29 protein-coding genes are annotated in these 23704 nt (G+C 71.3%); 12 read left to right on the forward strand and 17 right to left on the reverse strand.

The features are described 5' to 3' along the window. Positions 1-325: 325 nt before the first annotated feature. The gene (locus FHR33_RS24175; RefSeq protein ID WP_183651881.1) at positions 326-676 is read right to left on the reverse strand and encodes a hypothetical protein; all 351 of its coding nucleotides are present in this window, start codon (positions 674-676) and stop codon (positions 326-328) included. 261 nt (positions 677-937) lie between these two features. Between FHR33_RS24175 and FHR33_RS24180 the strand changes: the two genes are divergently transcribed. Continuing rightward, on the forward strand, positions 938-3103 hold the full coding sequence (locus tag FHR33_RS24180; protein WP_183651884.1) for a right-handed parallel beta-helix repeat-containing protein: 2166 nt from the start codon (positions 938-940) through the stop codon (positions 3101-3103). Here FHR33_RS24180 and FHR33_RS24185 read toward each other — a convergent pair. Both FHR33_RS24185 and FHR33_RS24190 read right to left on the reverse strand, forming a co-directional pair. Continuing rightward, positions 3100-3702, reverse strand: a complete 603-nt coding sequence (locus FHR33_RS24185) for a GntR family transcriptional regulator (RefSeq protein ID WP_312895697.1) — start codon at positions 3700-3702, stop codon at positions 3100-3102. The genes FHR33_RS24180 and FHR33_RS24185 overlap by 4 nt on opposite strands. Beyond that, complete coding sequence (locus tag FHR33_RS24190; RefSeq protein ID WP_183651890.1) at positions 3677-4528, reverse strand: EamA family transporter; 852 nt, start codon at positions 4526-4528, stop codon at positions 3677-3679. The genes FHR33_RS24185 and FHR33_RS24190 overlap by 26 nt, the downstream gene beginning before the upstream one ends. A 63-nt stretch (positions 4529-4591) precedes the next feature. Between FHR33_RS24190 and FHR33_RS24195 the strand changes: the two genes are divergently transcribed. Then, positions 4592-4960, forward strand: coding sequence for a guanyl-specific ribonuclease (locus FHR33_RS24195; RefSeq protein ID WP_312895698.1), 369 nt, complete (start codon positions 4592-4594; stop codon positions 4958-4960). Then, entirely contained in the window at positions 4957-5259 is a 303-nt protein-coding gene (locus FHR33_RS24200) for a barstar family protein (RefSeq protein ID WP_183651894.1), read from the forward strand. The genes FHR33_RS24195 and FHR33_RS24200 overlap by 4 nt, the downstream gene beginning before the upstream one ends. Here the strand turns inward: FHR33_RS24200 and FHR33_RS24205 are convergent. After that, on the reverse strand, positions 5229-5525 hold the full coding sequence (locus FHR33_RS24205; RefSeq protein ID WP_183651898.1) for an SWIM zinc finger family protein: 297 nt from the start codon (positions 5523-5525) through the stop codon (positions 5229-5231). The genes FHR33_RS24200 and FHR33_RS24205 overlap by 31 nt on opposite strands. Before the next feature lie 93 nt (positions 5526-5618). Between FHR33_RS24205 and FHR33_RS24210 the strand changes: the two genes are divergently transcribed. Then, positions 5619-5945: a DUF742 domain-containing protein gene (locus tag FHR33_RS24210; protein ID WP_183651901.1), complete on the forward strand. Its 327-nt coding sequence runs from the start codon at positions 5619-5621 to the stop codon at positions 5943-5945. On the opposite strand, the gene FHR33_RS24215 is transcribed toward FHR33_RS24210, so the two are convergent. From FHR33_RS24215 to lpdA, 7 genes are all read right to left on the reverse strand, one after another. Beyond that, complete coding sequence (locus FHR33_RS24215) at positions 5932-6312, reverse strand: hypothetical protein (protein WP_183651904.1); 381 nt, start codon at positions 6310-6312, stop codon at positions 5932-5934. The genes FHR33_RS24210 and FHR33_RS24215 overlap by 14 nt on opposite strands. Beyond that, a complete protein-coding gene (locus FHR33_RS24220; protein WP_312895699.1) occupies positions 6267-6812 on the reverse strand; it encodes a GNAT family N-acetyltransferase in 546 nt (181 codons plus the stop codon). The genes FHR33_RS24215 and FHR33_RS24220 overlap by 46 nt, the downstream gene beginning before the upstream one ends. Beyond that, positions 6809-7669, reverse strand: a complete 861-nt coding sequence (locus tag FHR33_RS24225; RefSeq protein ID WP_183651907.1) for a phosphotransferase — start codon at positions 7667-7669, stop codon at positions 6809-6811. Before FHR33_RS24225 ends, FHR33_RS24220 begins: the two co-directional genes overlap by 4 nt. Before the next feature lie 73 nt (positions 7670-7742). Next, positions 7743-8489 carry a phosphotransferase gene (locus FHR33_RS24230; RefSeq protein WP_183660261.1) on the reverse strand — a complete coding sequence of 249 codons (747 nt, stop codon included), beginning with the start codon at positions 8487-8489 and terminating at the stop codon, positions 7743-7745. A 111-nt stretch (positions 8490-8600) separates the two neighbouring features. Continuing rightward, positions 8601-8936, reverse strand: coding sequence for an MmcQ/YjbR family DNA-binding protein (locus tag FHR33_RS24235; RefSeq protein WP_183651910.1), 336 nt, complete (start codon positions 8934-8936; stop codon positions 8601-8603). Between the two features lie 32 nt (positions 8937-8968). Beyond that, positions 8969-11023 carry an ATP-binding protein gene (locus tag FHR33_RS24240; RefSeq protein ID WP_183651913.1) on the reverse strand — a complete coding sequence of 685 codons (2055 nt, stop codon included), beginning with the start codon at positions 11021-11023 and terminating at the stop codon, positions 8969-8971. A 165-nt stretch (positions 11024-11188) separates the two neighbouring features. Then, positions 11189-12568: a dihydrolipoyl dehydrogenase gene (lpdA, locus tag FHR33_RS24245; RefSeq protein WP_183651916.1), complete on the reverse strand. Its 1380-nt coding sequence runs from the start codon at positions 12566-12568 to the stop codon at positions 11189-11191. A gap of 74 nt (positions 12569-12642) precedes the next feature. On the opposite strand from lpdA, the gene FHR33_RS24250 reads away from it, so the two are divergent. After that, positions 12643-13158 carry a TetR/AcrR family transcriptional regulator gene (locus tag FHR33_RS24250; RefSeq protein ID WP_183651919.1) on the forward strand — a complete coding sequence of 172 codons (516 nt, stop codon included), beginning with the start codon at positions 12643-12645 and terminating at the stop codon, positions 13156-13158. 75 nt (positions 13159-13233) lie between these two features. Then, positions 13234-13662, forward strand: a complete 429-nt coding sequence (locus tag FHR33_RS24255) for a DUF4267 domain-containing protein (RefSeq protein WP_183651922.1) — start codon at positions 13234-13236, stop codon at positions 13660-13662. Between the two features lie 140 nt (positions 13663-13802). Here FHR33_RS24255 and FHR33_RS24260 read toward each other — a convergent pair whose 3' ends face one another. Genes FHR33_RS24260 through FHR33_RS24270 form a run of 3 tightly spaced genes read right to left on the reverse strand, consistent with a single transcriptional unit; the run spans position 13803 to position 15231 of the window. Next, on the reverse strand, positions 13803-14405 hold the full coding sequence (locus FHR33_RS24260; protein WP_183651925.1) for a DUF3618 domain-containing protein: 603 nt from the start codon (positions 14403-14405) through the stop codon (positions 13803-13805). Then, positions 14381-14779: a phage holin family protein gene (locus tag FHR33_RS24265; protein WP_246452064.1), complete on the reverse strand. Its 399-nt coding sequence runs from the start codon at positions 14777-14779 to the stop codon at positions 14381-14383. Before FHR33_RS24265 ends, FHR33_RS24260 begins: the two co-directional genes overlap by 25 nt. After that, positions 14779-15231, reverse strand: a complete 453-nt coding sequence (locus FHR33_RS24270; protein ID WP_183651931.1) for a hypothetical protein — start codon at positions 15229-15231, stop codon at positions 14779-14781. The genes FHR33_RS24265 and FHR33_RS24270 overlap by 1 nt, the downstream gene beginning before the upstream one ends. A gap of 240 nt (positions 15232-15471) precedes the next feature. Between FHR33_RS24270 and FHR33_RS24275 the strand changes: the two genes are divergently transcribed. From FHR33_RS24275 to FHR33_RS24295, 5 genes are read left to right on the forward strand one after another with little or no spacing between them, the layout of a single operon-like run. Continuing rightward, positions 15472-16071, forward strand: coding sequence for a biotin transporter BioY (locus FHR33_RS24275; protein ID WP_183651934.1), 600 nt, complete (start codon positions 15472-15474; stop codon positions 16069-16071). Between the two features lie 7 nt (positions 16072-16078). After that, positions 16079-17395, forward strand: a complete 1317-nt coding sequence (locus FHR33_RS24280; RefSeq protein ID WP_183651937.1) for an AMP-binding protein — start codon at positions 16079-16081, stop codon at positions 17393-17395. A 1-nt stretch (position 17396) separates the two neighbouring features. Beyond that, positions 17397-18500: a thiolase family protein gene (locus tag FHR33_RS24285; RefSeq protein ID WP_183651940.1), complete on the forward strand. Its 1104-nt coding sequence runs from the start codon at positions 17397-17399 to the stop codon at positions 18498-18500. Continuing rightward, positions 18501-19175 (forward strand): energy-coupling factor ABC transporter ATP-binding protein, encoded by a 675-nt coding sequence (locus tag FHR33_RS24290; RefSeq protein ID WP_183651943.1) that lies wholly within the window; start codon positions 18501-18503, stop codon positions 19173-19175. It begins immediately after the preceding gene. After that, positions 19172-19768: an energy-coupling factor transporter transmembrane component T family protein gene (locus FHR33_RS24295; protein ID WP_183651945.1), complete on the forward strand. Its 597-nt coding sequence runs from the start codon at positions 19172-19174 to the stop codon at positions 19766-19768. The genes FHR33_RS24290 and FHR33_RS24295 overlap by 4 nt, the downstream gene beginning before the upstream one ends. On the opposite strand, the gene FHR33_RS24300 is transcribed toward FHR33_RS24295, so the two are convergent. Further along, entirely contained in the window at positions 19765-20589 is an 825-nt protein-coding gene (locus tag FHR33_RS24300) for an NmrA family NAD(P)-binding protein (RefSeq protein WP_183651948.1), read from the reverse strand. The two genes, FHR33_RS24295 and FHR33_RS24300, sit on opposite strands and share 4 nt — an antisense overlap. A 243-nt stretch (positions 20590-20832) precedes the next feature. Between FHR33_RS24300 and FHR33_RS24305 the strand changes: the two genes are divergently transcribed. Continuing rightward, complete coding sequence (locus FHR33_RS24305; protein ID WP_183651951.1) at positions 20833-21204, forward strand: hypothetical protein; 372 nt, start codon at positions 20833-20835, stop codon at positions 21202-21204. 23 nt (positions 21205-21227) lie between these two features. On the opposite strand, the gene FHR33_RS24310 is transcribed toward FHR33_RS24305, so the two are convergent. Continuing rightward, positions 21228-22490 (reverse strand): DUF3089 domain-containing protein, encoded by a 1263-nt coding sequence (locus tag FHR33_RS24310; RefSeq protein WP_183651954.1) that lies wholly within the window; start codon positions 22488-22490, stop codon positions 21228-21230. Further along, entirely contained in the window at positions 22490-23704 is a 1215-nt protein-coding gene (locus FHR33_RS52770) for a PucR family transcriptional regulator (protein WP_183651957.1), read from the reverse strand. The genes FHR33_RS24310 and FHR33_RS52770 overlap by 1 nt, the downstream gene beginning before the upstream one ends.

Raw genomic sequence — 23704 nt, forward strand, 5'->3', positions numbered from 1 at the left:
ACCCGCCCCATGCACAACAGACGTGCCATTCGCCCCACTGGTTGACAGCCAAAAGCCCCCAAATCCGGATCATCCTTAGAATCCAAGACGCCTGCCGTGCATCGGAAGTCAACTTGGATGTCCAGATCCGGCCACGCGGATTGATAGGAGTCGGTCTTGACAGGACGCCGCCTCAGGTGCCACGGCCATGACCGGAACCTCGACGGCGCATCACCAGCACCACCGTGATCATCGGTATCGGCATTCGGGACTTAATTGCCGATCAACGCCTATGGCAAAGATCGCCCTTGACAGAAGGCCCGCGATCCAGATCAGCCGAGACGCGCTAGTCGTACTCCAGATCCTGCAGCGCGGCGGGGGGCTCGGGGCTGCGCCACACCACGACGATCCGGTCAGCGATCGCCTCCGAGGCGGCACGCAGCCGCTCGAGGTCGAAGTCGGGCAGGTAGCGCAGCCGCGCCAGGAAGGTGGCGTCCGTGGCGGACCGCGGCACGACGCAGCCTTCCCCATCGCGGTCGAGGAGAATGTAGAGAAGCTCGGATGCCGACTCGGTGACGACTCGCACCTCGACGACGTCTTCCCACGCCATCGCCTCGACGCTCCCGTCGGAGTAGTGGCGGGTCACGCCCTCTTCGGTGACGTACACGTAGGAGTCCGGCACTGCGTTGCCGTGCATGGGCGCGATTCTTGCGAGTTCAGGGTGTTTCCCGCAAGGGACCTACACCGCAGAATGGCGGAAAGTACGGTGACATGCCCGGCGTCGCTCGAGATCCAGAACGGTTGAGCACTTTCATAGGCAGCAAACCACCTATATCGGTATGAAGGTGACATGAAGCTTCGCTTTGGCAGCGTGGCCTTGAGCTTGCTCGTCATATTGACGCCGTCGGGATTCTCCGGCACGTCAGCGGCGACGCTCTCTCCTGGGATTCAGCTCTTCGTGTCCGCTGCGGACGGAGACGACGGGAACGCGGGAACGGCCGAGAGCCCCCTGCGCACCGCGGCCGCCGCGGTCGGCCGTGCCAAGGCCGACGCGATGACGACGATCGTGCTCCGCGGAGGCGACTACCGCGAATCGCTCGGCGGCATCGCCAAGCCGGTGACGATCGAGGCGTACCCCGGTGAGGAGGTGTGGTTCAAGGGCAGCACGCTGGTCGAGCCCGGCACGTTCGTGGCCGACGGCTCCGCCTGGCGGCTGGACGGCTGGAACCCTGACATCTGCAGGCCCGGCGCGGACGGCAGGGCCTGCGTCTTCCCGCCCGACATCGTCCAGGGCAACGAGCTGGCGGGCGACCCCGCGATGGTCTTCTACAACGGCGCGCCGCTTCGCCAGGTGGCAGCCCACGACCGGCTCGGCAAGGACACCTTCTACTGGGACAGCGCCCGCGGCAGGCTGTACGTCGGCAACGACCCCACCGGGCAGGTGGTCGAGGTCTCGAGCAGGCGCTACGCGCTGCAGTTCCTGGCCGGAGCCGAGAACTCTGTCGTGCGCGGGATCGGCTTCGCGCAGTACGCCACGAGCCAGGACTACCGCAAGCACCCGGCCGTGGTCATCAGCCAGGCGGACGGGGTGGTTCTCGAGGACAACACCATCACGCTGAACGCCGCCGCCGGAGTGGTGGCCAACGCCTCGGACATGCGGATCACCGGTAACGAGATCTCCTTCAACGGCTCCAACGGCGTGCTCTCCTACAGGGCGGTGGGCCTGCGCTTCGAGAGCAACAAGATCGTGGGCAACAACCAGGAGCGAACGGGGCTGGAGTCGTCACGCAGCCTGGCGGGCGCCGGGATGAAGGCCACCTACCTGCGCAAGGCGATCATCAAGGACAACGTCTTCGAGGGCAACATCGGCACGGGTTTCTGGTGCGACCTGTCCTGCGAGGATGTCACGATCGTCGGCAACCTCGCCAAGGGCAACGCCAAACACGGCCTGTACTACGAGGTCTCCGCCCGCGGGCTCATCGCCTCCAACCTCATGACGGGCAACGGCCAGTCCGGCCTCAAGATCAGCGGCTCCAACCACGTGCGCGTGTACAACAACACCCTCGCCGACAACGCGCAGACGCTCCTTGTCGCCGAGGATCCCAGGCCGAACACCGATCGCTGCGACGCCGACAACTGCCCCAGCGAGGAGGCCCTGGCCAGGGGCGTGACCTGGGACACCTCGGACGTGACGCTGATGAACAACGTCTTCGCCGCCAGGGCGCAGGGTGCCGCCGTCATCGAGACCGTCGACGCCAACGGGCAGGCGTCGGGCAGGCGGGTGGGCGCGAAGGGCATGATTCCCGGCACCCAGATGGACCACAACGCCTACCACAGGGCCGGGCCCGGCAGCCCTCCTCACGTGGTCACGTGGGCGCAGCCGAGCGGCGGCGAGGTCGGCTACCCCACTCTCGCGGCCTTCAAGGCGACGGGGCACGAGAGGCACGGCCGCTATCTGGAGGGCGCCCAGCCGCTCTTCGCCGGCGCCGACGACTACCGCGTCCTCCAGGACAGCCAGGCGGCGGAGAAGGGAGCCCCCCTGCCCGCCGACATCGCGGCCGCGCTCGAGGTGGAAGAGGGCACCCGGCCCCCGCTCGGCGCGCTTCGCTGGCCCGACTCGGACTCCGGCGGCTCCGAACCCACGGCCACCGCCTCTCCCTCCCCCTCCCCCACGCCTGCGGACAGGCAGGGGGTGCTCCGCAGGCCGGTCCACTTTCTGGTGCATGCGTCTACCGGTCACGTCCTGATGACACTGGACAGGCGAGAGGCCGAGCGGGCCGCGTCCCGTGGCTACGACAGCCGAGGGGTGGGCTTCCTCGCCTCCTCGGGCCGGGCGCGGGCGCTGGCTCCCGTCCACCGTCTCCTCCACCCGGTGACGGGCGACAGGCTCCTGCTCACGAGCGCGGCCGAGCGGGACACCGCGGTGACGCGATGGGGTTACACCGTCGAGGGCGTGGCCTTCTACGCCTCCGTGTCACCGACGGCGGGCCTCGTGGACATCCATCGCCTGCAGAAGGGCGCCTACCACCGGTACGTGATCGGCCCGGCCGCCAGGGACGCGGCGATCGCCGAGGGCTGGCGCTACGAGCACGTCGCCTTCTACGCCAGGCCGCCCGCCTACTAGTCGCCGGCCGTCGAGCCCCAGGAATGTGCGAGATGTTCGTGGACGGCGGCCTGGGCGTCTCCCGCGGCTATCGCGTCGAGCAGGGCGCGGTGCTCGGCGACCAGTTGGTCGCGGTCCTCGTAGACCCTGCGCAGCCGTACCAGGCCGAGTCTCGTCTCGGCTGCCAGCGCCCCGTACAGCCGCAGCAGCCTGGGGCTTCCCACCGCCTCCACCAGCGCCTGGTGCAGCGCCATGTGCTCGGCCACCACGTCCGACCAGGGGGCGTCGTCGGGCAGCGCGGCCATCCGCTCCAGCGCCGCGTCGGCCTCCCGCACCCGCCGTCCGGCCAGCGACCTGGCCATCAACTGCTCCAGCGGCCTGCGGACGAACATGAGGTCGTCGAGGTCCGCCGTCGTCACCTCGGGGACGTACGCGCTGCGGTTGCGCTCGCGCCTGAGGAGACCCTCGTGCACGAGGACGGCCAGCGCCTCCCTGACCGTCGGCCGCGCGACGCCGTAGGCGGCGGCGATCTCCTGCTCGGGAAGCGACGTGCCCGGATCTATCTCGCCCGACAGCACCCGCTGCCGCAGCGCGTCAGCGAGCGCGCTGACCGTCGACACCGGCCTCAACACTGATCTTCTTCCTCTCCGGTACGGCCACCGCCACGAGGCTGACCCCGAGCAGCACCAGCCCGCCGAACGACACAGGGGTCAGCGTCTCACGCAGGACGAGGAGTCCGAGCAGCGCGGCGACCGCCGGTTCGGCCAGGGCGAGGGTGGCGGCGGTGGCGACGGGGGTGGTGCGCAGGCCCCTGCCGTACAGGAAGTAGGCCAGGGCGGTGGTGCCGGCGCCCAGGTAGAGGGCGGCGAGCAGGCCGCGCGGCTCGGCCAGCCAGCCGGGGCCTGTGAGGATCAGGACGGGGAGCATGATGACCGCGGCGCCGCCGAACATGATGCCCATGACGGCGTCGGAGGGGGCTCCGCCGTTGATCGCCTTCGCCGCGGTGACGGCGTAGAAGGCGTAGATGAGCCCGCCGAGCAGCGCCAGGAGCACGCCCACCAGCACCTCGTCACCCGCCTGCGCCTCGCCGCCGACGATCAGCGCGGCGCATCCCGCGATGGCCGCGGCCGTGGCGGCGGCCCATCTGGCGGAGAACTGCCTGGAGAGCAGTCCGGTGAAGATCGGGCCGCTGCCGATCGCCACCACCGTGCCGATGGCCACCCCCGTACGGCTGACCGCGGCGAAGAAGCAGAGCTGGTAGGCGGCGACAGCGACCGCGCCGAGCAGCAGGGCGGGCGTGACGCGGGCGCCCCTGGCCAGCAGAGCCAGCAGGAGGCCGCCGATGACCAGGCGGGCGGCGGCCACGGAGACCGGATCGGCGGTGATCAGCAGGCCGGCCGTGCCCGCCGTTCCCCAGAGGACGGCGGCGACGAGGACGTTCTTCATTCGGACATTGTCTGACAACTAGACAAGGTTCGTCCAGTGAAATGTCCGGGTAAGTCGAATGAGGTGAATTTCAGGGGCATCGCAGCGGTCCTGTTGGCACTCGTCACGTTCATCGGAGGCTGTGGAGCCGCCGTCGTCCCGACGGCCATGCCCGTCAAGGCGCTCTCGTCGCTCCCGCCCGAAGCGGCCAGGACCTGGAAGCTCATCCAGAACGACGGCCCCTTCCCCTACAGGAGGGACGGCGTGGTGTTCCAGAACCGGGAGCGGCTGCTGCCGCAGCAGAAGCGCGGCTACTACCACGAGTACACGGTGCCGACCCCTGGCTCGCGCGACAGGGGCGCGCGGCGCCTGGTCACGGGGGCCAGGGCGAACGAGCTCTACTACACCGCCGACCACTACCGCTCCTTCGTCTCCGTGGACGTGAAGCGATGAGGTTCGAGCACGAGATCGGCGGCGACACGCTCGACACTTCTGACGCGGTGATGGCGGCGATCGCCTCCGCGCTGGAGTTCCCCTCCTACTTCGGGCACAACCTCGACGCGCTCTACGACTGCCTCACGGACCTGTCCTGGCTGCCCGCGGGCGAGCACGTGCTGATCTGGTCGAACCCCGCGCCGCTGCGCGCGGCCGATGCCACGGCCTACGACGCGATCGCGGCCGTGCTGACCGAGGCGGTCGCCGACGGCGCCGGCGGCGACGCCTACCTGTCGGTTCTCCTGCAGGCCGACTGAACCAGCAGCCTTCGCCTTGCCAGTGTGGTGGCCACGCAGTGCGCGCAGAACACGCCCCTGCGGCCCTCGCCGCAGGTGCAGAACCACGCCAGTGAGCCGTCGACCACACGCAGTTCCACGTGCGCCGCGCCGCCCGCCACCTCGGCGGTCACGACCGTCGGCGCGTAGCGCACGACCTGCACCGATTCCTCGAGTTCTTCCCCTTGCTCGACCACCTGTGGGGCGGCGAGCCACACCTGTGTCTCGGCAAGCTCCCCGATGAGCATTCTCACTCCCTTCTCGACGTAGGGAGTGCCCGCAGATACTGTCACCGACGGGTCAGAGGTTGCTACTGTTGGCCGCTTCCCGGAGGCGACGAGATGAGTGAAGACTGGTTAGTCCGGCCGTACATGATGACGCGCGGCCGTACTCGCCCGACGGGCGAGGATTTCGACCTGATCGCCATCGTGGCGGCGACCGGGGTGCCCTCACCCAGCGCCGGTCTCACCCCTGAGTACCTCAGGGTGCTCGCCGCCTGCCGCAACCCCATATCCGTCGCCGAGGTCGCCTCCGCCACGGGGCTGTCGCTCGGCGTGGTCCGCGTGCTGCTCGGCGACCTGCGCGAAAGGCAGCTGGTCACCGTACGGCACGCGGCCGAGGACGTGGGCGTGCTGCGCGAGGTGCTGCACGGCCTCAGATCTCTGTGATCTCCTCGAGCAGCTGGTCGAGCAGCCGGCGGGCGGGCGAGACGACCTCGCCGACGTGCCCTTCGAGCAGCGCCAGCGCCTCGTGGATGCTGCCCGTGCTCTTGGTCGGTAACTCCACCAGCGCCCGTTCCTCGACCAGCGCCTCGCCGCTGACGTGGAAGAACGCCTCAGAGTGGGCGAAGGACACCGAGAAGCGCACCGTCCGCCCGTCGGGCAGCGTGAACAGCACGCCCGTCGTCCACCCCGCGGGCTGGAAGTAGGTCAGCTGCTCGCGCCTGACGAACGGATGGCGCAGCTCGTCGAACATGGCCGCCGCCCTGCTCATGGCCGCCAGCAGCCCGGCCGCCGCGCGGCTCTCGCTGTCCACAGCCCGAGAGTAAAGGAGCGTGTCAGTCGGTGGCCAGCCGCGCGTGCCGTTCGACGTCGTAGCGGACGCCGTCGTAGACGAGCTTGCCCCTCTCGATCCCCTCGGCCACGAACCCCGCTCTGACCGCGACCCTGCAGGAGGCGGGGTTGTTGGTGCGGTGGCCGAGCTCCAGCCGGAAGAGCCCCCGCTCGGCGAAGGCCCACTCGGCCAGCAGGGCCCGCGGCCCGCGCCGCCACCCCCCTGCCGCGCGCCTGCGCGGTGGTCCAGTAGGAGACCCAGCCGTTGCCGTGCCTGTCGATGCCGGTGACCGCGACGTTGCCCACGACGAGCCCGTCGAGCTCGACCGCGAAGGCATGCCCTCTGTCCTTCCAGCCCTCGATCCAGCGCACGGCGTCGTCGAGCGTGCGGATCGGCTCGCCGCTCTGCGCGCGCATGTCCTCGGATTTGAAGGCCTCGAGCACCCTGTCCGCGTCGCCGGCCGTCCACTCGCGCAGCCTCACAGCGCGTACCTCCCGAGATCGAGGGCCAGCAGGTCGGTGAGGAAGCGCGCGTGCCTGTCAAGATGCCACTCGCCGTTGATCACCGTCCAGACGCCCCATTCCAGCATCATGTACAGCAGGGCCGTCGGCCACAGCTCCCGCTCCCTCTCGGTGAGCTCGACGTGCCGCAGGTAGCCGTCGCGGAAGCTCGCCCATTCGGCGGCGGTGAACACCCGCGCGGGCTCGCCGTCCAGGTCGTTGTGGAACAGCAGCGCCGCCAGCGCGAGGTCGAGCAGGCGGGGCGCGCGCTCGCCGTTGTCCGGATCGACCAGCACGGGCCCTTCGCCCGTGTAGACGAGGTTGACCGCCTTGTAGTCCATGCTGACCTCGGCCACCGGCAGCCCGGCGTCGCGGATCGCGGGCAGCGTCGTGGTCATGAACGCCCGCAGCGGCTCGTCGAACCTGCTCGTGTACGGCGCGAGCCCGTCGACGTCCTCCTGCACGGAGGCCTCGTCGTGGTCGGGCCACCCGAAGTCCCCGAGCCCCTCCTTGGTGCCCGCCGCGTGCAGGCGGCCGAGCAGCTCACCCGCTGCGGCGACGTCCCGCTCCGACCCGTCGTAGGCGCGGCCCTCCACCCAGGGGTAGGCCACCCAGTGATCGTCGCCGATCTCGTACGGCCCCGCCAGCGGCGTGACCACGGGAAGGCCCAGCTCCTTCAGCCTGCGCACCCACCGGCCCATCGCCTCGGCGTCATGGGTCCGTTTCACCGCCACGCGCACGCCGTCGATCAACCCGGTGAAGACCGGCGCGTACGGGTAGATCGACTCCTGCGAGGGGATGCCGAACCGCTCGAACACCTCGGTGTGGTCAGCTGTCACGCCGCCCGACCCTAGCGGCCCGTTGTGTCCTTGAGCATCCGCTTTTGCGCCCGCCCGCACCCGGCAGGCCGGCTCACGGGGTGAGGCGGTCCCGCACGCCCTCCAGGCCGGAGACGACGGTCGAGGGGTCGTCGGTATCCAGGCCGTAGAGGACCTCGTGCCACGGCCCCAGCCGATGCCACAGCAGGGCGCGCCCGCGCTCCTCGCCTGTCACGGCGTAGGCCTCGGCCAGCGCCTCGGCGAACGGCGGCGGCGTGCCGTACAGCAGCCAGGACAGATCGATCGCCCGGTCACCGACATGGGCGTCGGAGAAGTCGATCACCCCGGTGAGCTCGCCGTCCACGGCCAGCAGATGCTCGGGCCCGAGATCGGCATGGACCACGGTGTCGGCGGGCAGCGCCTCGACCGCGTCGAGCAACGCCTCCGCCTCCGCGCGCTCGGGGACCATGGGCACGACCACCTCCCTGAACCGCCCGAGAAAGGCCCGCCGCTCCTGGAGGGCGGCCTCGGCGCCCCGCAGCCCGTGCTCGACCGCTCCTGCGACGTCCGCCCCGTGGAGCGCCTGGAGAAAGGCGCCCAGCTGCCTGCCGTGGACGGCCGTCAACTCCGTGACAGGCCGACCGGGAACGGCCTCATGCCTGACGACCAGCGGCTCGCCGTCCATCACGCGCGGGACGGGGACCTTGAGGGGAAGCTGGGGAGCCAACCAGGGCATCACCCGGGTCTCCATGATCAGCAGATCGGCCACCTCGGGGCGGCGCGGGCGCCTGTCGATCCATCGCCCGTCCACCAGCGTCGCCACGCTGTCCCACCCCTGCATCACATCCACGGCCCTCAGTAGATCACGCTGCCCGGCGGAGGAAGCAGGACGGTATGCCGCGAGACGGCCCGAGCGCCACGCGCGGAGCGCACCGAGCGAGGGCCCATGCCGTCAGAGGGTGGACTCGATGAGGCGCTTGGGCGCCGACAGGGACCATGCCTCGGTGACCATCTCGGCGAGCTCGTCGGCCTCGATGCCCGCCAGCCTCACCACCACCCACCCGAACCTGCCCGCCGTGAACTGGACCTCGAAGACCTCGGGCCGCTCGGCCACCAAGGCGAGCTGCTCCTCGACCGTGGCCTTCAGGCCGACGGTCTCGGTCTCCTCCCACAGGTAGCCGAAGCCCTTGCCGCGCACCTTGAACCCGACATAGCCGGCGCTCTCGTGCTGCGACACCTCAGGCAACCGCAGGACGATCGCCATGAACTCCTCGACGCTCACACCCATGCCGCACATGTAACCAGACGGCGCCGACAGTCCTAGGCGACGGCCCTGGCGATCACCTCGTCCAGGTCGAAGGCCGCACCCTTGTCCGCGATCTCCTGGAAGGCGCCTTCGCCCAGCACCGCGACCGCTCGCCTGACCGCCTCCTCGCTCTGGTCCATGAACGGCGGGGACCCGAACAGCCGCTCCAGCCCGAAGCGCCGCCATCCCGCCTCGGCGGCGCCGAGCAGGAGCGCGGCCTGCTCGGCGGAGGCGGCGTCGGGTGAGCCGTCCGTGAGCAGCCATGCCAGGGTCTCCATGACCAGCAGTGAGCCGATGACGTCGTGGAACTCCCGCTTGCTGCGCAGCGCCCGCTGCGCGGAGGTGATCGCCCTGGAGGTACGGCCGAGCGCCCTGTGGACGTCGGCGAGCGCCCAGTACGCGTAGGAGCGCACCCACCGCTCGCCGTTCGCCTCGCACAGGTCGAGGCACTCGCTGAGCAGCTGCTCGGCGTTCTCCGGCTGGCCCTGCGCGCCCAGGCACTGCGCCAGCTCGACGATCGCGGGCAGCAGCCCAGGGTTGAGCCCGCTCTCCGCCCTGAACGACTTGACCGCCAGCTCGAGGTAGGCGGTCGCCCTGGGGAAGTCGCCGCGCAGGTAGGCGCACAGGCCGGTCATCTTGGAGGCGTAGGTCATGGCCTCGGAGTCGCCCAGGAGCGCGGCCTCCTCGGCGCAGCGCCGGGCGAGCCGTTCGGCCCCTTCGATGTCGCCCTGGCCGGAGGCGACGAAGGCCCGCACCCACAGCGCCTTGCACCGTTCCCTGCTGGGTCTCCTGCTGGCCTTCAGCGCCCGGTCGAGGTAGTGGGCGCCCTCGCCGGTGAACCCGCAGGCGTGCCAGAGGAACCACAGCGAGGCTGCCAGGTCGAGCCCGCGCTCGATCTCGTGCGGCGTGGCGAGGCAGTGCTCCATGCTGGCCATGACGTTGGGGTGCTCGACCACCATCCGCAGGTACCAGTAGACCTGCCTGGACCCCTTCGACCAGCTGCGCTCGGCCTGCCTGGCCAGGTCGAGGTAGTAGTCGCGGTGCCTGCTGCACAGCCACGCCGTCTCGTCGAGCTCCTCCAGGCGCTCGGCCCCGTAGGCGCGGATGGTGTCGAGCAGGCGGTATCGCCCCGAGGAGGACGTCCTGGTCACGATGGACTTGTCCACCAGCCCGCTCAGCGCGCCGGCCACCTCGGCCTCGGGCAGCTCGTCGCTGGCGCAGACGTACTTGGCGGCGGCCAGGTCGAAGGAGCCCGCGAAGACCGCGAGCCTGGCCCAGAGCAGCCGCTCGTCGGCCTCGCACAGCTCGTGGCTCCAGCCCATCGTGGCGCGCAGCGCGTGGTGGCGGGTGGGCCCGACGCCGTGCGCCTCCCTGCGCAGGAGCCTGAACCTGTCGTTCAGCAGGGAGAGGAGCTGTTCGGCCGAGAGCGCCGACAGCCGTCCGGCGGCCAGCTCGATGGCCAGCGGCATGCGGTCGAGGTGCCGGCAGATCTGCGCGACGGTCTGCCTGTCGGGCGCCAGGTCGGGCTGGACGAGCGAGGCCCTGTCCAGGAACAGCTCGACGGCGTCGGCCTCGTCGAGCGGCGGGAGCGGCAGGCGCTGTTCGATGTCGAGGCCGAGTGGCTGCCTGCTGGTGACGAGCACGCGCACGCCGTAGCCGCCCAGCAGCCGTTCGACCAGCTCGGAGCATTCGGCCACGAGGTGCTCGCAGGTGTCGAGCACGAGCAGCAGCTCCTTGTCGTGCAGGAAGTCGACGAGGAAGTCGACCCTGTCGCGTGTGGAGCGGTCCTGTAACTCGAGCGCGGCGATCAGCGCGTGGGGCACCATCTCGGGGTCGCGGACCTGCGAGAGGTCGGCCATCCACACACCGTCGGGGAAGCGGCCGTGCTGGGAGCCGGCCGCCCGTACGGCGAGCCTGGTCTTGCCCACCCCTCCTGGGCCTGTCACCGTGACCAGGCGCGAGGCAGCCAGCATCTCGGTGAGCCTCCGCAGATGCTCACCGCGGCCGATGAAGGAGGCGAGCTCGGCGGGGAGATTCCCACCGCGGCGCCAGCCAGGTGGTGCGTCCATGCGACCCTCCTCTGGAGAGGATAGACCGCCGGGACGGGAGCGCCGCAAGAAGCAACCGGCTCTGCGAGCCACCGGACGACGACAGACCGCCGGGGCGGGCGGGCGCGAGGAGCGGTGATCGGCTCCTCGGGCCGCTGGGGGCCCGAGGACGCCTGTGTGCGGACGTCACATGTTGATCATGTGGCCCGCGAGGCCGTGGATCGCCTCCTTGACCGCCTCACCGAGCGTCGGGTGGGCGTGCACGTTGCGCGCCACCTCGTGGACGGTGAGGTCCCACTGCTGGGCCAGGGTCAGCTCGGGCAGCAGCTCGGTGACCTCGGGGCCGATCAGGTGGGCGCCGAGCAGCTCGCCGTGCGTGTCGTCGGCGATGATCTTCACGAAGCCCTGGGCGTCGCCGAGCCCGTGGGCCTTGCCGTTCGCGGTGAAGGGGAACTTGACCACCTTCACGTCGTAGCCCAGGTCGCGGGCCTGCGCCTCGGTGAAGCCGAAGCTGGCGATCTGCGGCTGGCAGTACGTGGCGCGCGGGATCATCGGGAAGTCGAGCTCCATGGTCTCCGCGCCGCCGATCGTCTCGGCCGCGATGATGCCCATGGACTCGGCGGCGTGGGCCAGCATCAGCTTGGCGGTGACGTCGCCGATGGCGTAGATGTGCGGCACGTTGGTGCGCCCGCGCCCGTCCACCGCGATAGCGCCCCTGTCGGTCAGCTTGACGCCGGTGTTCTCCAGGCCGTAGCCCTCCACCCGCGGCTGGAAGCCGATCGCCTGCAGCACCTTGTCGGCCTCGAGCACCTGCTGCTGGCCGTCCTTGGAGACCGTGACCTTCACCGAGGCGCCGGTGTCCTCGATGTTGTCGACCTTGGTCGAGGTGAGCACGTCGATGCCGAGCTTGCGGTAGCGCTTGGCCAGCTCCGCCGACACCTCCTCGTCCTCGAGGGGCACCACGCGGTCGAGGAACTCCACGATCGTCACCTTGACGCCGTAGTTGTGCAGGACGTAGGCGAACTCCACGCCGATGGCGCCCGCGCCCGCGATGATGATGCTGCCGGGCAGGTCCTCGGTGAGGATCTGCTCCTCGTAGGTCACCACGCGCTCCGACAGGCTGGTGCCGGGGATGAGGCGGGTGGTGGTGCCCGCGGCGATGATGGCGTTGCCGAAGGTGATGCTCTCGCCGTTCACCTCGATGGTGTTGGCGTCGACGAAGGTGCCGCGACCGTTGTACTCGGTGATCGAGTTCTTCTTCATCAGGTAGTGCACGCCCTTGACGCGCCCGTCGGCCACCTTGCGGCTGCGCTGGAAGGCGGCTCCGTAGTCGAAGCTCACCTCGCCGCTGATGCCGAAGGTCTTGGCCTCCTTGGTGAAGATGTGCGCGAGCTCCGCGTTGCGCAGCAGCGCCTTGGAGGGGATGCAGCCCACGTTCAGGCAGACGCCGCCCCAGTACTTCTCCTCGATGACGGCCGTGCGAAGGCCGAGCTGGGCGGCGCGGACCGCCGCCGTGTATCCCCCGGGCCCCGCGCCGAGGACGACAACGTCGAAGTGAGTGCTCATGCTCCGGACACTATTGGACGCGGATTGTTCCGCCGAACTTGACCCCGTTAGTGATTAGCCACTAACTTTCTTGCATGGTCAGAATGAGCGCCGAGGAACGGCGCGAGAGCGTCATCCGTGCCGCGATCTCCGAGTTCGCGCACGGCGGCTACCACGGCACCTCGACCGAGACGATCGCCCGCCGCGTCGGCGTCAGCCAGCCGTACCTCTTCAGGCTCTTCCCCGGCAAGCAGGCCATCTTCCTGGCGGCGGCCACCCGCTGCCTGTCGGAGACGCGCCGGGTGCTGGAGGAGGCCCGCACCGACGCCGACCCGCACATGTCGATGGCCGCGGCCTACAAGGACCTCATCAAGGACCGCGACATGCTGCTCATGCAGATGCAGGTCTACGTCGCCGTGGCCGCCATGGAGGACGAGTTCGGCGCGGAGATCCGCAAGGTGTGGGAGGACTGGTGGGACTCCATGCACCTGCTCCTCGGCACCGACACGCACGAGACGACCTTCTTCATGTCGTACGGCATGCTCATCAACACCCTCGTCTCCCTCGGCTTCCCCTCCAGCCATCGCGTCTGGGCCGACTTCGCCCCCTGATCCCTCATCGGGGCGCGCCGGCGTCGCCGCACACCCATGAAACTTAGTGACTAATAACTAATCAAGGAGTCTGTCATGAACCGCGTCGCCACTGTCCTCGCCGTTCTCGGCGCTCTGTTCATCGCCTACATCGGCGTCGGCTACCTCTTCGCGCCGCAGGCCACCGCCGCCGGGTTCGGCCTGCCCGTCATCCCGTCCGACAACGGGTTCCTCCAGGTCAAGGGCGTCCGGGATCTGGTGTCAGGGCTCATCGTCGTCGCCCTCCTCGCCACCGGCCAGCGCCGCGCCCTCGGCTGGACGATGCTCGCCATGGCCCTCATCCCGTTCGGCGACGCCGCCCTCGTCCTCGGCCACGACGGGTCGGCAATCATGGCGTACTTCGTCCACGGCCTCACCGCCGTCCTGGTCGCCCTGACCGGCGCGCTGCTCCTGCGGACCGCTCACGGTCGCCCCGCGAACACCTCCGGCGCCCTGCCCCGCCACGACACGGCCTCCACCAGCTGAGCCGCCCCTGAAGGCCAGCCCTTCCCCGCCACATCCGCCCCTCGCCGGGGCCCCCGCCCCGGCGGCCGATCACGAGCGGGTGGTCTGGCAGGAGGGAGCCGTGGGCGTGGGTCCTGGAGCGCGCCCACGGCGGTACCGGTCTAGAAGCCGTCCCTCCTGACGTTCTGGGCCTGCTCGCGCGCCTCCTGTCCCGTCGAGCGGGCGGCGTCGGCGGCGGTCTGCCTGACCTGCTCACCGGCCTGGCGGGCGGCCTCCTTCGCCTCCTGCCCCAGGTGCTGGGCCGATTCCTTCAGCGACTCGGCCATGGGCTCCACGTACTCCCTGGCCTGTCGCGCGGCCTCGCGCTCCGCGCGGGTCTCGGGGATGACGCTGGCCGCGAGCAGCCCCGCGCCGAAGGCGATGAGGCCCGCCGCCATCGGGTTGCCCCGAGCCGTACGGGCCGCCTGGGCGGGAACCGAGGCGACGGCGTCGACCGCCTGGCGTCCGGTCTCCGCCACCTGGTGGGCGGCCTGCCGTCCGGTCTCGGCGGTCTGGTGGGCGGCCTGCCTGCCGGTCTGCGCCGCCTGGGTGGGGACGCCCATGACCCGCTCGCGCCACGTGCGGGCGGCCGCGCGGACGCGGGCGGCTCGGCGCCTGGCGATCCGCGAGGGGCTGGTGCGCTCGGCGAGCCTGTCGACGTCGCCGGTCAGCTCCGCTCGGGTCTGGCTGATCTCTTGCCTTATCTCGTCAGGTCTCGTGCCCATCGAGCATCCTCCTTGAGCGTTTCGACGGTCTGCTCCGGCTTGACGGACACCTCGCGCGCGAGGGTGCGGCCCTTGCCGTACAGCACCGCGCCGGCGACGGCCCAGAGGGCCGCGACGATCAGCGAGGCCCAGCCCGCGTCCATGACGTTGGCCAGCCCGAACACCAGAGCCAGGCTGAGCAGGACGGCGGTCATGACGCCGGCGAAGCCGGCGCCGCCGAACATGCCTCCCGCCTTGGCGGCCTTGCGCGCCTCTTCCTTGATCTCCGCCCTGGCCAGGGCGACCTCCTGCCTGAACAGCTTCGACAGGTCCTCGCCTATCTCACCGACCAGCTCGCCGATCGAGCGGTCGGGCCGACCGATCGGCTCGCTCATCATGGGCCTCCTGTGGTGCTCGGCCCGGTGTACGGATCCCTGACCTGCCGGTGCGTCTCCTCCTGGGCGACGTCGGCCCCTGCCTTGATGATCCGTCCGACGAGGAATCCCACGGCGGCGGCGCCGGCGAGGAAGACTCCTGGACGCGTGCGGGCGAAGTGCTGAACCTCCCGCACGACCCCGGACAGGCCCTGCTCCTCCAGGTAGTCGGCGGCCCGCTGGCCGGTGTTGGCCACCTGGTGAGCCGCCGAGCGCATGGGCGAGTCGGGCTTGCTGCTCTCCGCCATCGAGGCGAGATCGTCGGCCCACTGGCGGATGCTCCGCGCCGCCTTGTGCGTCTGGGAGTCGGCCTCTCTGCCGACTCGGTCCTTGAGGTGTCCCGCGACCCTGCTCGCCTGTGACCTGGCTTCGCCCGTCACCACGGCGGCCTGACGGCGCGCGGTATCTGCCACCTCTGATGCCGGTCTGTTGCCGGTTGACTGATATTCAGTCACCTTGCCTCCAGATGCCTAGCTTTGAACGGCTGCGGCTACCCGGACGCGAGGCGGCGACTCTTTCCGCGAGGACACGGGTCTGTTGCTTGTCCGAGAGGCAGGTACCGTTGTCACGTCCGTGTAGCTCAGACGAACACCGAGAATGTTGTGGGATCTCTCCATGCTTGAACCCAGACGTCCTGGTGTGGGATCAGACGCATGACGAATGAATCCCCCCGCCGCAGGTTCCCTACCGGCGACCTGGCCAGGATCAGCGTGTTCGCGGCTCTGATCGCCGTGCTCGGCCTGCCCGGTGCGCTCAACGTCTTCGGCAACGCCGTCCCCATCACCCTCCAGACGTTCGGCGTGATGCTGGCGGGAGCCATCCTCGGATCGTGGCGCGCCGCCCTCGCGGTCGCCGTGCTGATCCTGCTCGTCGCCGCGGGCCTGCCGCTGCTGGCGGGCGGACGCGGCGGGCTCGGCGTCTTCACCGGGCCCTCGGTCGGCTTCCTGCTCGGCTGGCTGCCCGGAGCGGCCCTGACCGGCTGGATCGTGGAGCGCGGCGGCAGCAACCCCGGCATCGTACGGCTGGTCGTCGCCTGCCTGGCGGGCGGCGTCGGAGTGATCTACCTGTTCGGCATCCCCGTCCAGGCCGCGGTCACCGGACTGCCGCTGGTGCAGGCGGCGCTGCTCAGCCTGGCGTTCGTGCCTGGCGACGTGGCCAAGGCGGTGCTGGCCGCGGTCGTGGCCAGGGGCACCCAGCGGGCCTACCCCGACGCGATCCCCGCCGTCCACAGCGAGCGCGTCAAGGCCGGTTGAGCCGAGCATGCCGGTCGCCGCACAGGTCCTGCGTCACGCCACCGAACGTCCCCACCAGCTCGCGCTGTGCGGCCCCGGAGGCTCGCTCACCTACGCCCAGCTGTGGGAGCGCGTCAGCACCCGGCGCCTGGGCGACAAGGGACTGGTCGCGATCAGCCTGGCCGACCCCGTGGAGCAGCTGGTGACGGCGCTGGCCGCCGACCTGGCGGGCGCCACTCCGCTGCTGTGCGAGGCTGATCAGTTCGCCAGGGTGACGGCCGCGGTCCCCGTGAGCATGCACGTCGAAAGCGCGCTGCCCGAGGCTCCCGACCCCGCTCCCTCGCCCAGCGAAGGGCCCGACGACCTGGCGTGGGCGTGTCTCACCTCGGGCAGCACCGGCAGACCGCGCGCGGTCGTGCGCACCCGCCACTCGTGGACGGGCTCCTTCCCCTACCTGAGCGAGCTGGCGGGCATCGGCCCCGACGACGTGGTGCTGGTGCCGGGCCCGCTGGTCTCCTCCCTGTACGGCTTCGCCGCCGTGCACGCGCTGGCGGCGGGCGCCACGGCCATCGTGCCCGGACGCTGGTCGCCAGGAACGCTGACCGTCCAGCTCAGGCGGGCGAGCGTGGTCCACCTGGTGCCGCACAGGCTGCCGGGCGTCCTGGCGGTGGTGGAGGAGGTCGGCGGGCCGCTGCGCACGGCGGTGGTCGGCGGCGCGGCGCTTCCTGAGCGCTCCCGCGCCATGGCGGCGAAGGCGGGGGTGCGCGTCGTGTCGTACTACGGCGCGACGGAGATGTCCTTCGTGGCCGTGGACGCCGACGGCTCGGGGCTGCGGCCCTTCCCCCAGGTGGAGATCGAGGTCAGGCGCGGCGAGGTGTGGGCGCGCTCGCCGTGGATGGCGAAGGGCTACCTCGCGGGGGCGGCGGGCCCGCTCACGACCGACGCCGAGGGCTGGACGAGCGTGGGCGACCTGGCCGAGCCGTACCGCCCAGGCGAGGTGCTCAGGCTGCGTGGCAGAGGCGACGGCGCGATTCAGACGGGTGGCGCGACCGTGGTGCCCGAGGACGTGGAGGCGGTGCTGCGCGACGTGCGGGGCGTGACCGACCTGGTCGTCATCGGCTCGCCGCATCCGCAGCTCGGCTCGGTCGTCACGGCGGTCGTGGAGGGCTCGCCCTCGCGGTCGGCGCTCGAGACGGCCGCGCGTGAAGGTCTCGACCCCGCGCAGCGCCCCCGCCGCTGGTACGCCATGGGCGCGCTGCCCCGCACGCCCACCGGCAAGCCCGCGCGCGCTCTGGTCGCCGCGCGCCTGGCCGATGACGATCCCGCGATCAGCCGGCTGGTGTGAGATGAGCGAGCAGCCCGTCGTCGTGGCGGCGCGCCGTACCCCCATCGGTACCGCGGGCCACGCCTACAGGTCGCTGACGGCCGACCGGCTCGCCGCGCCCGTCATCGCGGCGGTCGCGGCCGAGGTGTCCCACCTTGCCGTCGAGGACGTGGTGCTCGGCAACTGCATGGGGCCGGGCGGCAACCTGGCCCGCGTGTCGGCGCTGGCGGCGGGGCTCGGGCACGAGGTCCCCGGTGTCACCGTGGACCGCCAGTGCGGCAGCGGGCTGGCCGCGATCCTGCTGGCGGGCCAGGCGATCCGCGCGGGAGACCTGGAGCTCGTCGTGGCGGGCGGGGTGGAGAGCGCCTCCACCGCGCCGCTGCGGACCATGCGCGGCGCGGCCGGGCCGTACCCGAGGGCGCCCTTCACGCCCGAGGGGCACCCCGACCCCGACATGGGGCCCGCGGCGGAGGCGCTGGCGACGGCGCGCGGCGTGAGCAGGGAGCGGCAGGACGCCTACGCCCACCGCAGCCACGCCCTGGCGCTGGCCGCCGACTTCGGCGAGGAGATCGTGCCCGTCGGCGGCAGGTCCGCCGACGAGCGGCCGCGCGCGCTGCGCATGGCCACGCTCGCCCGGCTTCCCTCGGCCTTCGTGCCCGGCGGCACGGTCACGGCGGGCAACTCCTCACCCATCAGCGACGGCGCCGCCGCCGTGGCCCTGGTCCCCGACCGGCTGCGCGAGGGGCTGCCGGGGCTGCGGCTGGTGGCGGGCGCGGTCGTCGGCTGCGACCCCTCTCTGCCCGGCTGGGGCCCCGTGCCCGCCGTACGGCGGGTGCTGGGCCGTACAGGGGTGACGATGGAGCAGGTCGCCGCCGTGGAGATCGTGGAGGCGTTCGCCGCGCAGGTGCTCGCGGTGACCGACGCGCTCGAGGCCGACCTGGACAGGGTCTGCGCCCAGGGTGGCGCGCTCGCCCTCGGACACCCGTGGGGCGCGACCGGCGCGGTGGTCGTGACCAGGCTGTTCAGCAGGCTGGTGCGGGCGGGCGCGCCCCAGGGCACGCTCGGACTCGCGGCGGCCGCGGTAGGCGGCGGCCTGGGCGTCGCGGCCCTGTTCGAGGTGGTGTGAGTGATCGAGTTCACCGACGTCCACGTACGGCTCGGCCGGCGCGACGTGCTGTCCGGCATCACGCTCTCGCTGACCGAGCGCCGCGTCGGCGTGGTCGGCGCGAACGGTTCGGGCAAGAGCACGCTCGCCCGCCTGATCAACGGCCTGGCCATGCCCACCTCGGGCACGGTCACCGTCCTCGGCCACGACACCCGCCGCCACGCCGCCCGCATCAGGCGCGAGGTCGGCTTCCTGTTCACCGATCCCGACGCGCAGATCGTGATGCCCACGGTCGCCGAGGACGTCGCCTTCTCCCTGCGCCGCAAGGGCCTGTCCGCCGCCGAGGTGGCGGACAGGGTGGAGCAGGTGCTGTCGAGGCACGGCCTGGCCGACCACGCCGACCACCCCGCCCACCAGCTGTCCGGCGGGCAGAAGCAGCTCCTCGCGCTCTGCTCCGTCCTGGTGCTCGAACCTCGGATCCTGATCATGGACGAGCCCACCACGCTGCTCGACCTGCGGCACTCCCGCGTGGTGGCCGAGCTCCTGGCCGAGCTCCCCCAGCAGGTCGTCGTGGTCACCCACGATCTCGGGCTGCTCGACTCCTTCGACCGGGTGCTGGTCCTCGACGAGGGCAGAATCGTCGCCGACGGGCTGCCCTCGTCGGCGATCGACCACTATCGCAAGCTCATGTCGTGATCGGGATCTACGTTCCCGGCGACTCGCTCCTGCACCACCTGCCCGCGTGGGCCAAGGTGCTGGGCCTGGTCGTGTCGTGCACGGTGCTCGTGCTGCTCGGCTCCCTCGCCGCGCTCGCCGGGTTCAGCGCCTTCGTCGCGATCCTGTACGTCGTCTCCGGCGTCGGGTTCACCGCCGCGTGGGCGCAGATCCGGCCGCTGCGCTGGTTCGCGCTCGTGCTGTTCGTGATGCAGTTCGTGCTGATGGGCCTCGACACGGCCGTCGTCTCCACGCTGCGCATCGTCCTCGCGGTCGCCCTGGCAGGACTGGTCACCCTCACCACCCGCTTCGCGGACATGATGACCTTCTTCGAGCGCTGCTTCGGGCCGCTGCGCGGGGTGGGCGTCGATCCCTTCCGCGTGTCGCTGCTCCTGTCCCTCACCGTGCGCAGCGTGCCGGTCATCTCGGCGCTCGCCACCCGGGTACGCGAGGCGCAGCGGGCCCGAGGGGTCTCGTGGAGCATGCGCGCCTTCGCCATCCCGCTGGTGGTCAGCGCGCTCCGGCACGCGGACGCCCTCGGCGAGGCCCTGAGCGCCCGCGGCCTGGACGACTAGCCCTGCTGGAAGCGCTCCGCGTGCTCGGCCGCCCACTGGGCGAACGTGCGGGGCGGGCGCCCGATGATCCGCTCGACCGTCGGCACCACCGTGTACGCCTCGGGCGGCGGGTTGCCCTGCCAGTCGGCCAGCAGGTCGATGAGCTCCTCGTCGTAGCCCGCCTTCCTCCAGCGCTCCCTGGCCTGCTCCTCGCTCAGCTCGACGAACTCCAGCCTCCTGCCGAGCACCTCGGCGAGCGTGCTCAGCCGCTGGCGCGCGGTGAGCGTCTCGGGGCCGGTCAGCGTGTAGGACCTGCCGCCGTGCCCGCCGTCGACCAGCACTCTCGCGGAGACCTCGCCGACGTCCGCCTCATGCACGACCGCGCCGGGCACGTCGGCGAACGGCTCCTCCACCCTGCCCTCGGCCTTGATCGCCGATGCCCAGTGGAGCGTGTTGCTCATGAAGTCGACGGCCTCCAGCCTGGTCCACTCCAGGTCGCTGGCCGCGAAGGCCTCCTCGACCGGACCGGTCTTGCCGTTCCACAGCAGGGTGACCCGCCGTACGCCGGCCTTCTCCATCAGCTCGGCGAGCTCCGGTCCTGTGCGCAGCGTGGCGTAGTCGTCCCCGCCCATGGTCAGCAGATGCGCCCCTGTCACGCCGTCGAGCGCGGGCCCGAGGCTGGCGGGGTCGGTGAGATCTCCTCGCACGACCTCCACCCCCTCGGGCAGGTTCGCCTTGGCGGGGTCGCGGGTCAGCGCCCTGACGCGCTGCCCCTCCTTCAGCAACTGGCCGACCACGTGCCTGCCGGCTTTCCCTGTCGCCCCTGTCACGAGAAACGTCATAGCCGTGGACGCTACGCGCTCGTACCCGCGTCCCACCTCGGCCGCCGGGCCGGGCCTGCCGTACGGCTTTGGGCCTAGGACTCACCGGCGCGTGAGGCCGAGGGCGCTGACCCCGGCGGCCGGGGCGAGCGGGACGAGCGGGGACGGCGAAGGCGGGGCGGTGCTGTCGGCGCGATCCTGCGAGGTGACGACGACGGCAAGGATGATCTAGATCTGTCGTAGCCGCTCGCTACCGTCTCGCACATGACCCACGAGAGCGTGATAGCGACCTGGCGGCAGCTGCTGCATCCCGGCAGGTCGTGGGTGCTGTTCGCCAACGGCACCTGCGTGATCCTGATGGAACCCGACGGCGATCTGGCCGGGCAGGCCAGAGACCTGCTCCGCGAGTTCGGCCCCGTCCAGGCGGGCACGCCTGCGGGCGACTTCACCACCATCGGCCTCGACGACGCGCCCGGCTGGGCCGTGACCTGCCACCACCCCGACATCCTGACCTACGTCGCCGACGACGAGCTCGAGGCCGACGACGATCTGACCGTCGGCCTCTTCGGGCGGGGCAAGCGCGACCAGGACGGGCACGAGCTGGTCGTCGTCCATGTCGAGGACAAGCGCTCCTAGCCCGATCGGGGGCACGGCGGCCGTCATGGTCTCCAGACGGCAGCCTGGGCGGCGACGAGCGCGGCCACGTCGCCGAGGACGACGCTGTGGTCGGCCACGTGCAGGCCGAGCACGTGGTCGGGCGCGGTCGAGGGGAACAGGTGGTCGCCGCCGCTGACCTGCAACCAGTTGACAGGCCCCTTCTCGTCCACCGCTCTGGCGCAGCGTCCGCGCAGGGTGTCGGTGTAGCGGTCGTAGCCGGTGGGGTGCCGGCTGAAGCGGTAGCTGCCGAGCAGCAGGGTGAGTGAGCCGTTCGGGGTGAGCGCGTTGCCGTTGAGCAGCTTCCTGGTGGGCAGGTAGGCGTCGAGGTAGGGCTCCTCGCCTCCGCGCAGGAGCTGGGCGGGGTTGACGCAGACGACCTCGTTGCCCGGCGTGGTGGTACGGCCGAAGGCTCCGTCCGGCGGCGCGCCGTCCGGCCTGTTGTAGGCGGAGAAGGAGACCAGGCAGCCGGTCGGCACCGGGTCGGCGGCCGAGGGCCTGCGGCAGACGGGGACACCGCCGTACGCGTCGGTGGCCACCGGCACGTCGATGTTGCCGCCGAGCAGGATCGCCGACACCAGGTTGCGCTGCGAGGGCGTGCCGTCGATCTTGTCTCTGAGCAGCGTGGCGAGCTGCCAGGTGCCCTGCGAGTGACCCAGCAGGACCACGCCTCTGCGCCTGCCCGTGACGGGGTCGGGGTTGTCGTGCGTCCAGTAGTGCTCCCACGCCTGCTGGACGTCCAGGGTTCCCGGACGCATGTCGGTGGGCAGCCCCGTGATGATGCCGACCGCGAGCGCGCTGAGCGGCACCTGACGGTAGACCGGCACGAACAGCCTGCACGTGGTGGCGAGCCTGCCGATCTGCACGAGCGTGACGGCCAGTTCCTCGTCACGCGGCAGCGGGGGCAGCGAGCCGATCTGGAGCAGCGGGTTGGAGACCAGGTCGACGGTGGGATAGGCGTAGAAGCAGTCGACGGGCGGCGGGGCGGCGACCTCGAAGGGCTCGTGGGTGAGCGTGCCGTCCGCGCCGACCCTGGTGGCGTCGAGCGGGGTGGTCGCCCCGCTGGGGTAGCGGGGCAGGGCCTGGGGAAGCCCGGCGGCGTCCTGGCCGCACAGGTTGTTCGGCTTGCCCGGTTCGCACAGCCACACAGGTTCGGCCAGCGGCCCGGTGATGCCGACGGACTCCTCGGGCGCGCCGGCCGCCGCGGGCGGCGCCCCCGCCATGGCGATGACCAGTGCGGAGAGCAGGGCACGTACGGCTCGCGACATCATCGCCTCCAGCGGGGACGGGCTGTCCCCAGATCCTGCTGGAACGATGTTCTGGAGTCACTAGGCCCGGGACGCCGCTTCCGAGCGGACTCCTGTGCGGGCGCACAACCCGTGAGGCGCAGCGCGAGCACTCCCGTGTAGAGCGCGGCCACGTCCTCAGGGCGCTCCAGCGACCTGCCGGTGAGCTGCTCGATCCTGTCCAGCCTGTTGCGGACCGTGTTGCGATGACAGTAGAGCCGCCTGGCCAGGTCGGCGGTGGACTCCCCTGTCTCCAGCCAGATCTCGAGCACCTCCAGCAGGCGGGCGCTCTCCCTGCTGCCGAGCAGCGGGCCCAGCACCGTGCCCGCCAGCCGTTCGGCGAGGTCGGGGCTTGCGGCCAGCAGCGCGCCCACGGGCCGAGCGTCCACCGTGGCCACGCCCGGGACACCCTCGGGCAGGCTCGCCCGCGCCAGCGTGGCAAGACGCAGCGCCGCAGCCGTCTCGGTCAGCCGCTCGTACGGCGGGCTGACCCCTGCCCTGCCGTCCATGCCCTCGAAGGCGCGGACGGGCAGCACCCCCACCTGGTCCTCGGCGCGCAGCCGCCACGCGCTCCCCCTCGGCATCGTCACGCCGGGGTCGGCGACCACGCACAGGTAGGGGCCACTGGCGGGCAGGCCGAGCGCCTGCGCGCTGCCGTCGAGCGCCGTCCAGTCGCTCACCCTGCCCTCGATGAGCAGGTCCAGCAGCACCAACCGTTTCCGCTCGTCGTGCCTGGTCAGCTCGACCACGGTCTCCCTGTAGCTCTCGGTGACCGCCACCGAGTAGGCGTCGACGAGGGTCCAGACCGTGGTCATGGAGGTGGCCAGCGTGTCGACGGGGTAGCGGGGATCGGCCGTCGCCCGCTCCACCAGGCTCTCCCAGACCACCCTGAACCCGATCCTGTAGGCGTGGAGCAGCGCCCCCAGCGGGAAGCCCTGCGCCGCCCGCAGGCGAGCGGTCTGCCTGGCCGCCTCCGTGGAGGGCGGGCGCTGCTCGGCCAGGTCGGTCAGCTGCGTGACGAGGTTGCGCCTGTTGTGCTCCCTGACCTCGGCCAGTCTTTCTGTGTCGAGCGCGGCGTAGGTCGCGTCCTCGGCCACGATCGCCGTGAAGACCCTGCGGGTCAGCTCGGGAACCTCCCGCAGCAGACCGGCGGCCAGCCGGGCCACGGGAGGGTGGTCCACCCTGTGCGGTCGCAC

The organism is Nonomuraea dietziae (assembly GCF_014195505.1).
In the GTDB taxonomy this organism is placed as follows: domain Bacteria; phylum Actinomycetota; class Actinomycetes; order Streptosporangiales; family Streptosporangiaceae; genus Nonomuraea; species Nonomuraea roseola.

Coding starts and splice junctions, on each gene's coding strand:
- FHR33_RS24260 (WP_183651925.1), bottom strand. CDS start 14,405: ATGGGCACGAGACCTGACGAGATAAGGCAAGAGATCAGCCAGACCCGA.
- FHR33_RS24255 (WP_183651922.1), top strand. CDS start 13,234: ATGAACCGCGTCGCCACTGTCCTCGCCGTTCTCGGCGCTCTGTTCATC.
- FHR33_RS24230 (WP_183660261.1), bottom strand. CDS start 8,489: ATGCAGGGGTGGGACAGCGTGGCGACGCTGGTGGACGGGCGATGGATC.
- FHR33_RS24210 (WP_183651901.1), top strand. CDS start 5,619: ATGAGTGAAGACTGGTTAGTCCGGCCGTACATGATGACGCGCGGCCGT.
- FHR33_RS24190 (WP_183651890.1), bottom strand. CDS start 4,528: ATGAAGAACGTCCTCGTCGCCGCCGTCCTCTGGGGAACGGCGGGCACG.
- FHR33_RS24265 (WP_246452064.1), bottom strand. CDS start 14,779: ATGAGCGAGCCGATCGGTCGGCCCGACCGCTCGATCGGCGAGCTGGTC.
- FHR33_RS24285 (WP_183651940.1), top strand. CDS start 17,397: ATGAGCGAGCAGCCCGTCGTCGTGGCGGCGCGCCGTACCCCCATCGGT.
- FHR33_RS24250 (WP_183651919.1), top strand. CDS start 12,643: ATGGTCAGAATGAGCGCCGAGGAACGGCGCGAGAGCGTCATCCGTGCC.
- lpdA (WP_183651916.1), bottom strand. CDS start 12,568: ATGAGCACTCACTTCGACGTTGTCGTCCTCGGCGCGGGGCCCGGGGGA.
- FHR33_RS24310 (WP_183651954.1), bottom strand. CDS start 22,490: ATGTCGCGAGCCGTACGTGCCCTGCTCTCCGCACTGGTCATCGCCATG.
- FHR33_RS24240 (WP_183651913.1), bottom strand. CDS start 11,023: ATGGACGCACCACCTGGCTGGCGCCGCGGTGGGAATCTCCCCGCCGAG.
- FHR33_RS24235 (WP_183651910.1), bottom strand. CDS start 8,936: ATGGGTGTGAGCGTCGAGGAGTTCATGGCGATCGTCCTGCGGTTGCCT.
- FHR33_RS24280 (WP_183651937.1), top strand. CDS start 16,079: ATGCCGGTCGCCGCACAGGTCCTGCGTCACGCCACCGAACGTCCCCAC.
- FHR33_RS24275 (WP_183651934.1), top strand. CDS start 15,472: ATGACGAATGAATCCCCCCGCCGCAGGTTCCCTACCGGCGACCTGGCC.
- FHR33_RS24205 (WP_183651898.1), bottom strand. CDS start 5,525: ATGCTCATCGGGGAGCTTGCCGAGACACAGGTGTGGCTCGCCGCCCCA.
- FHR33_RS24175 (WP_183651881.1), bottom strand. CDS start 676: ATGCACGGCAACGCAGTGCCGGACTCCTACGTGTACGTCACCGAAGAG.
- FHR33_RS24200 (WP_183651894.1), top strand. CDS start 4,957: ATGAGGTTCGAGCACGAGATCGGCGGCGACACGCTCGACACTTCTGAC.
- FHR33_RS24305 (WP_183651951.1), top strand. CDS start 20,833: ATGACCCACGAGAGCGTGATAGCGACCTGGCGGCAGCTGCTGCATCCC.
- FHR33_RS24300 (WP_183651948.1), bottom strand. CDS start 20,589: ATGACGTTTCTCGTGACAGGGGCGACAGGGAAAGCCGGCAGGCACGTG.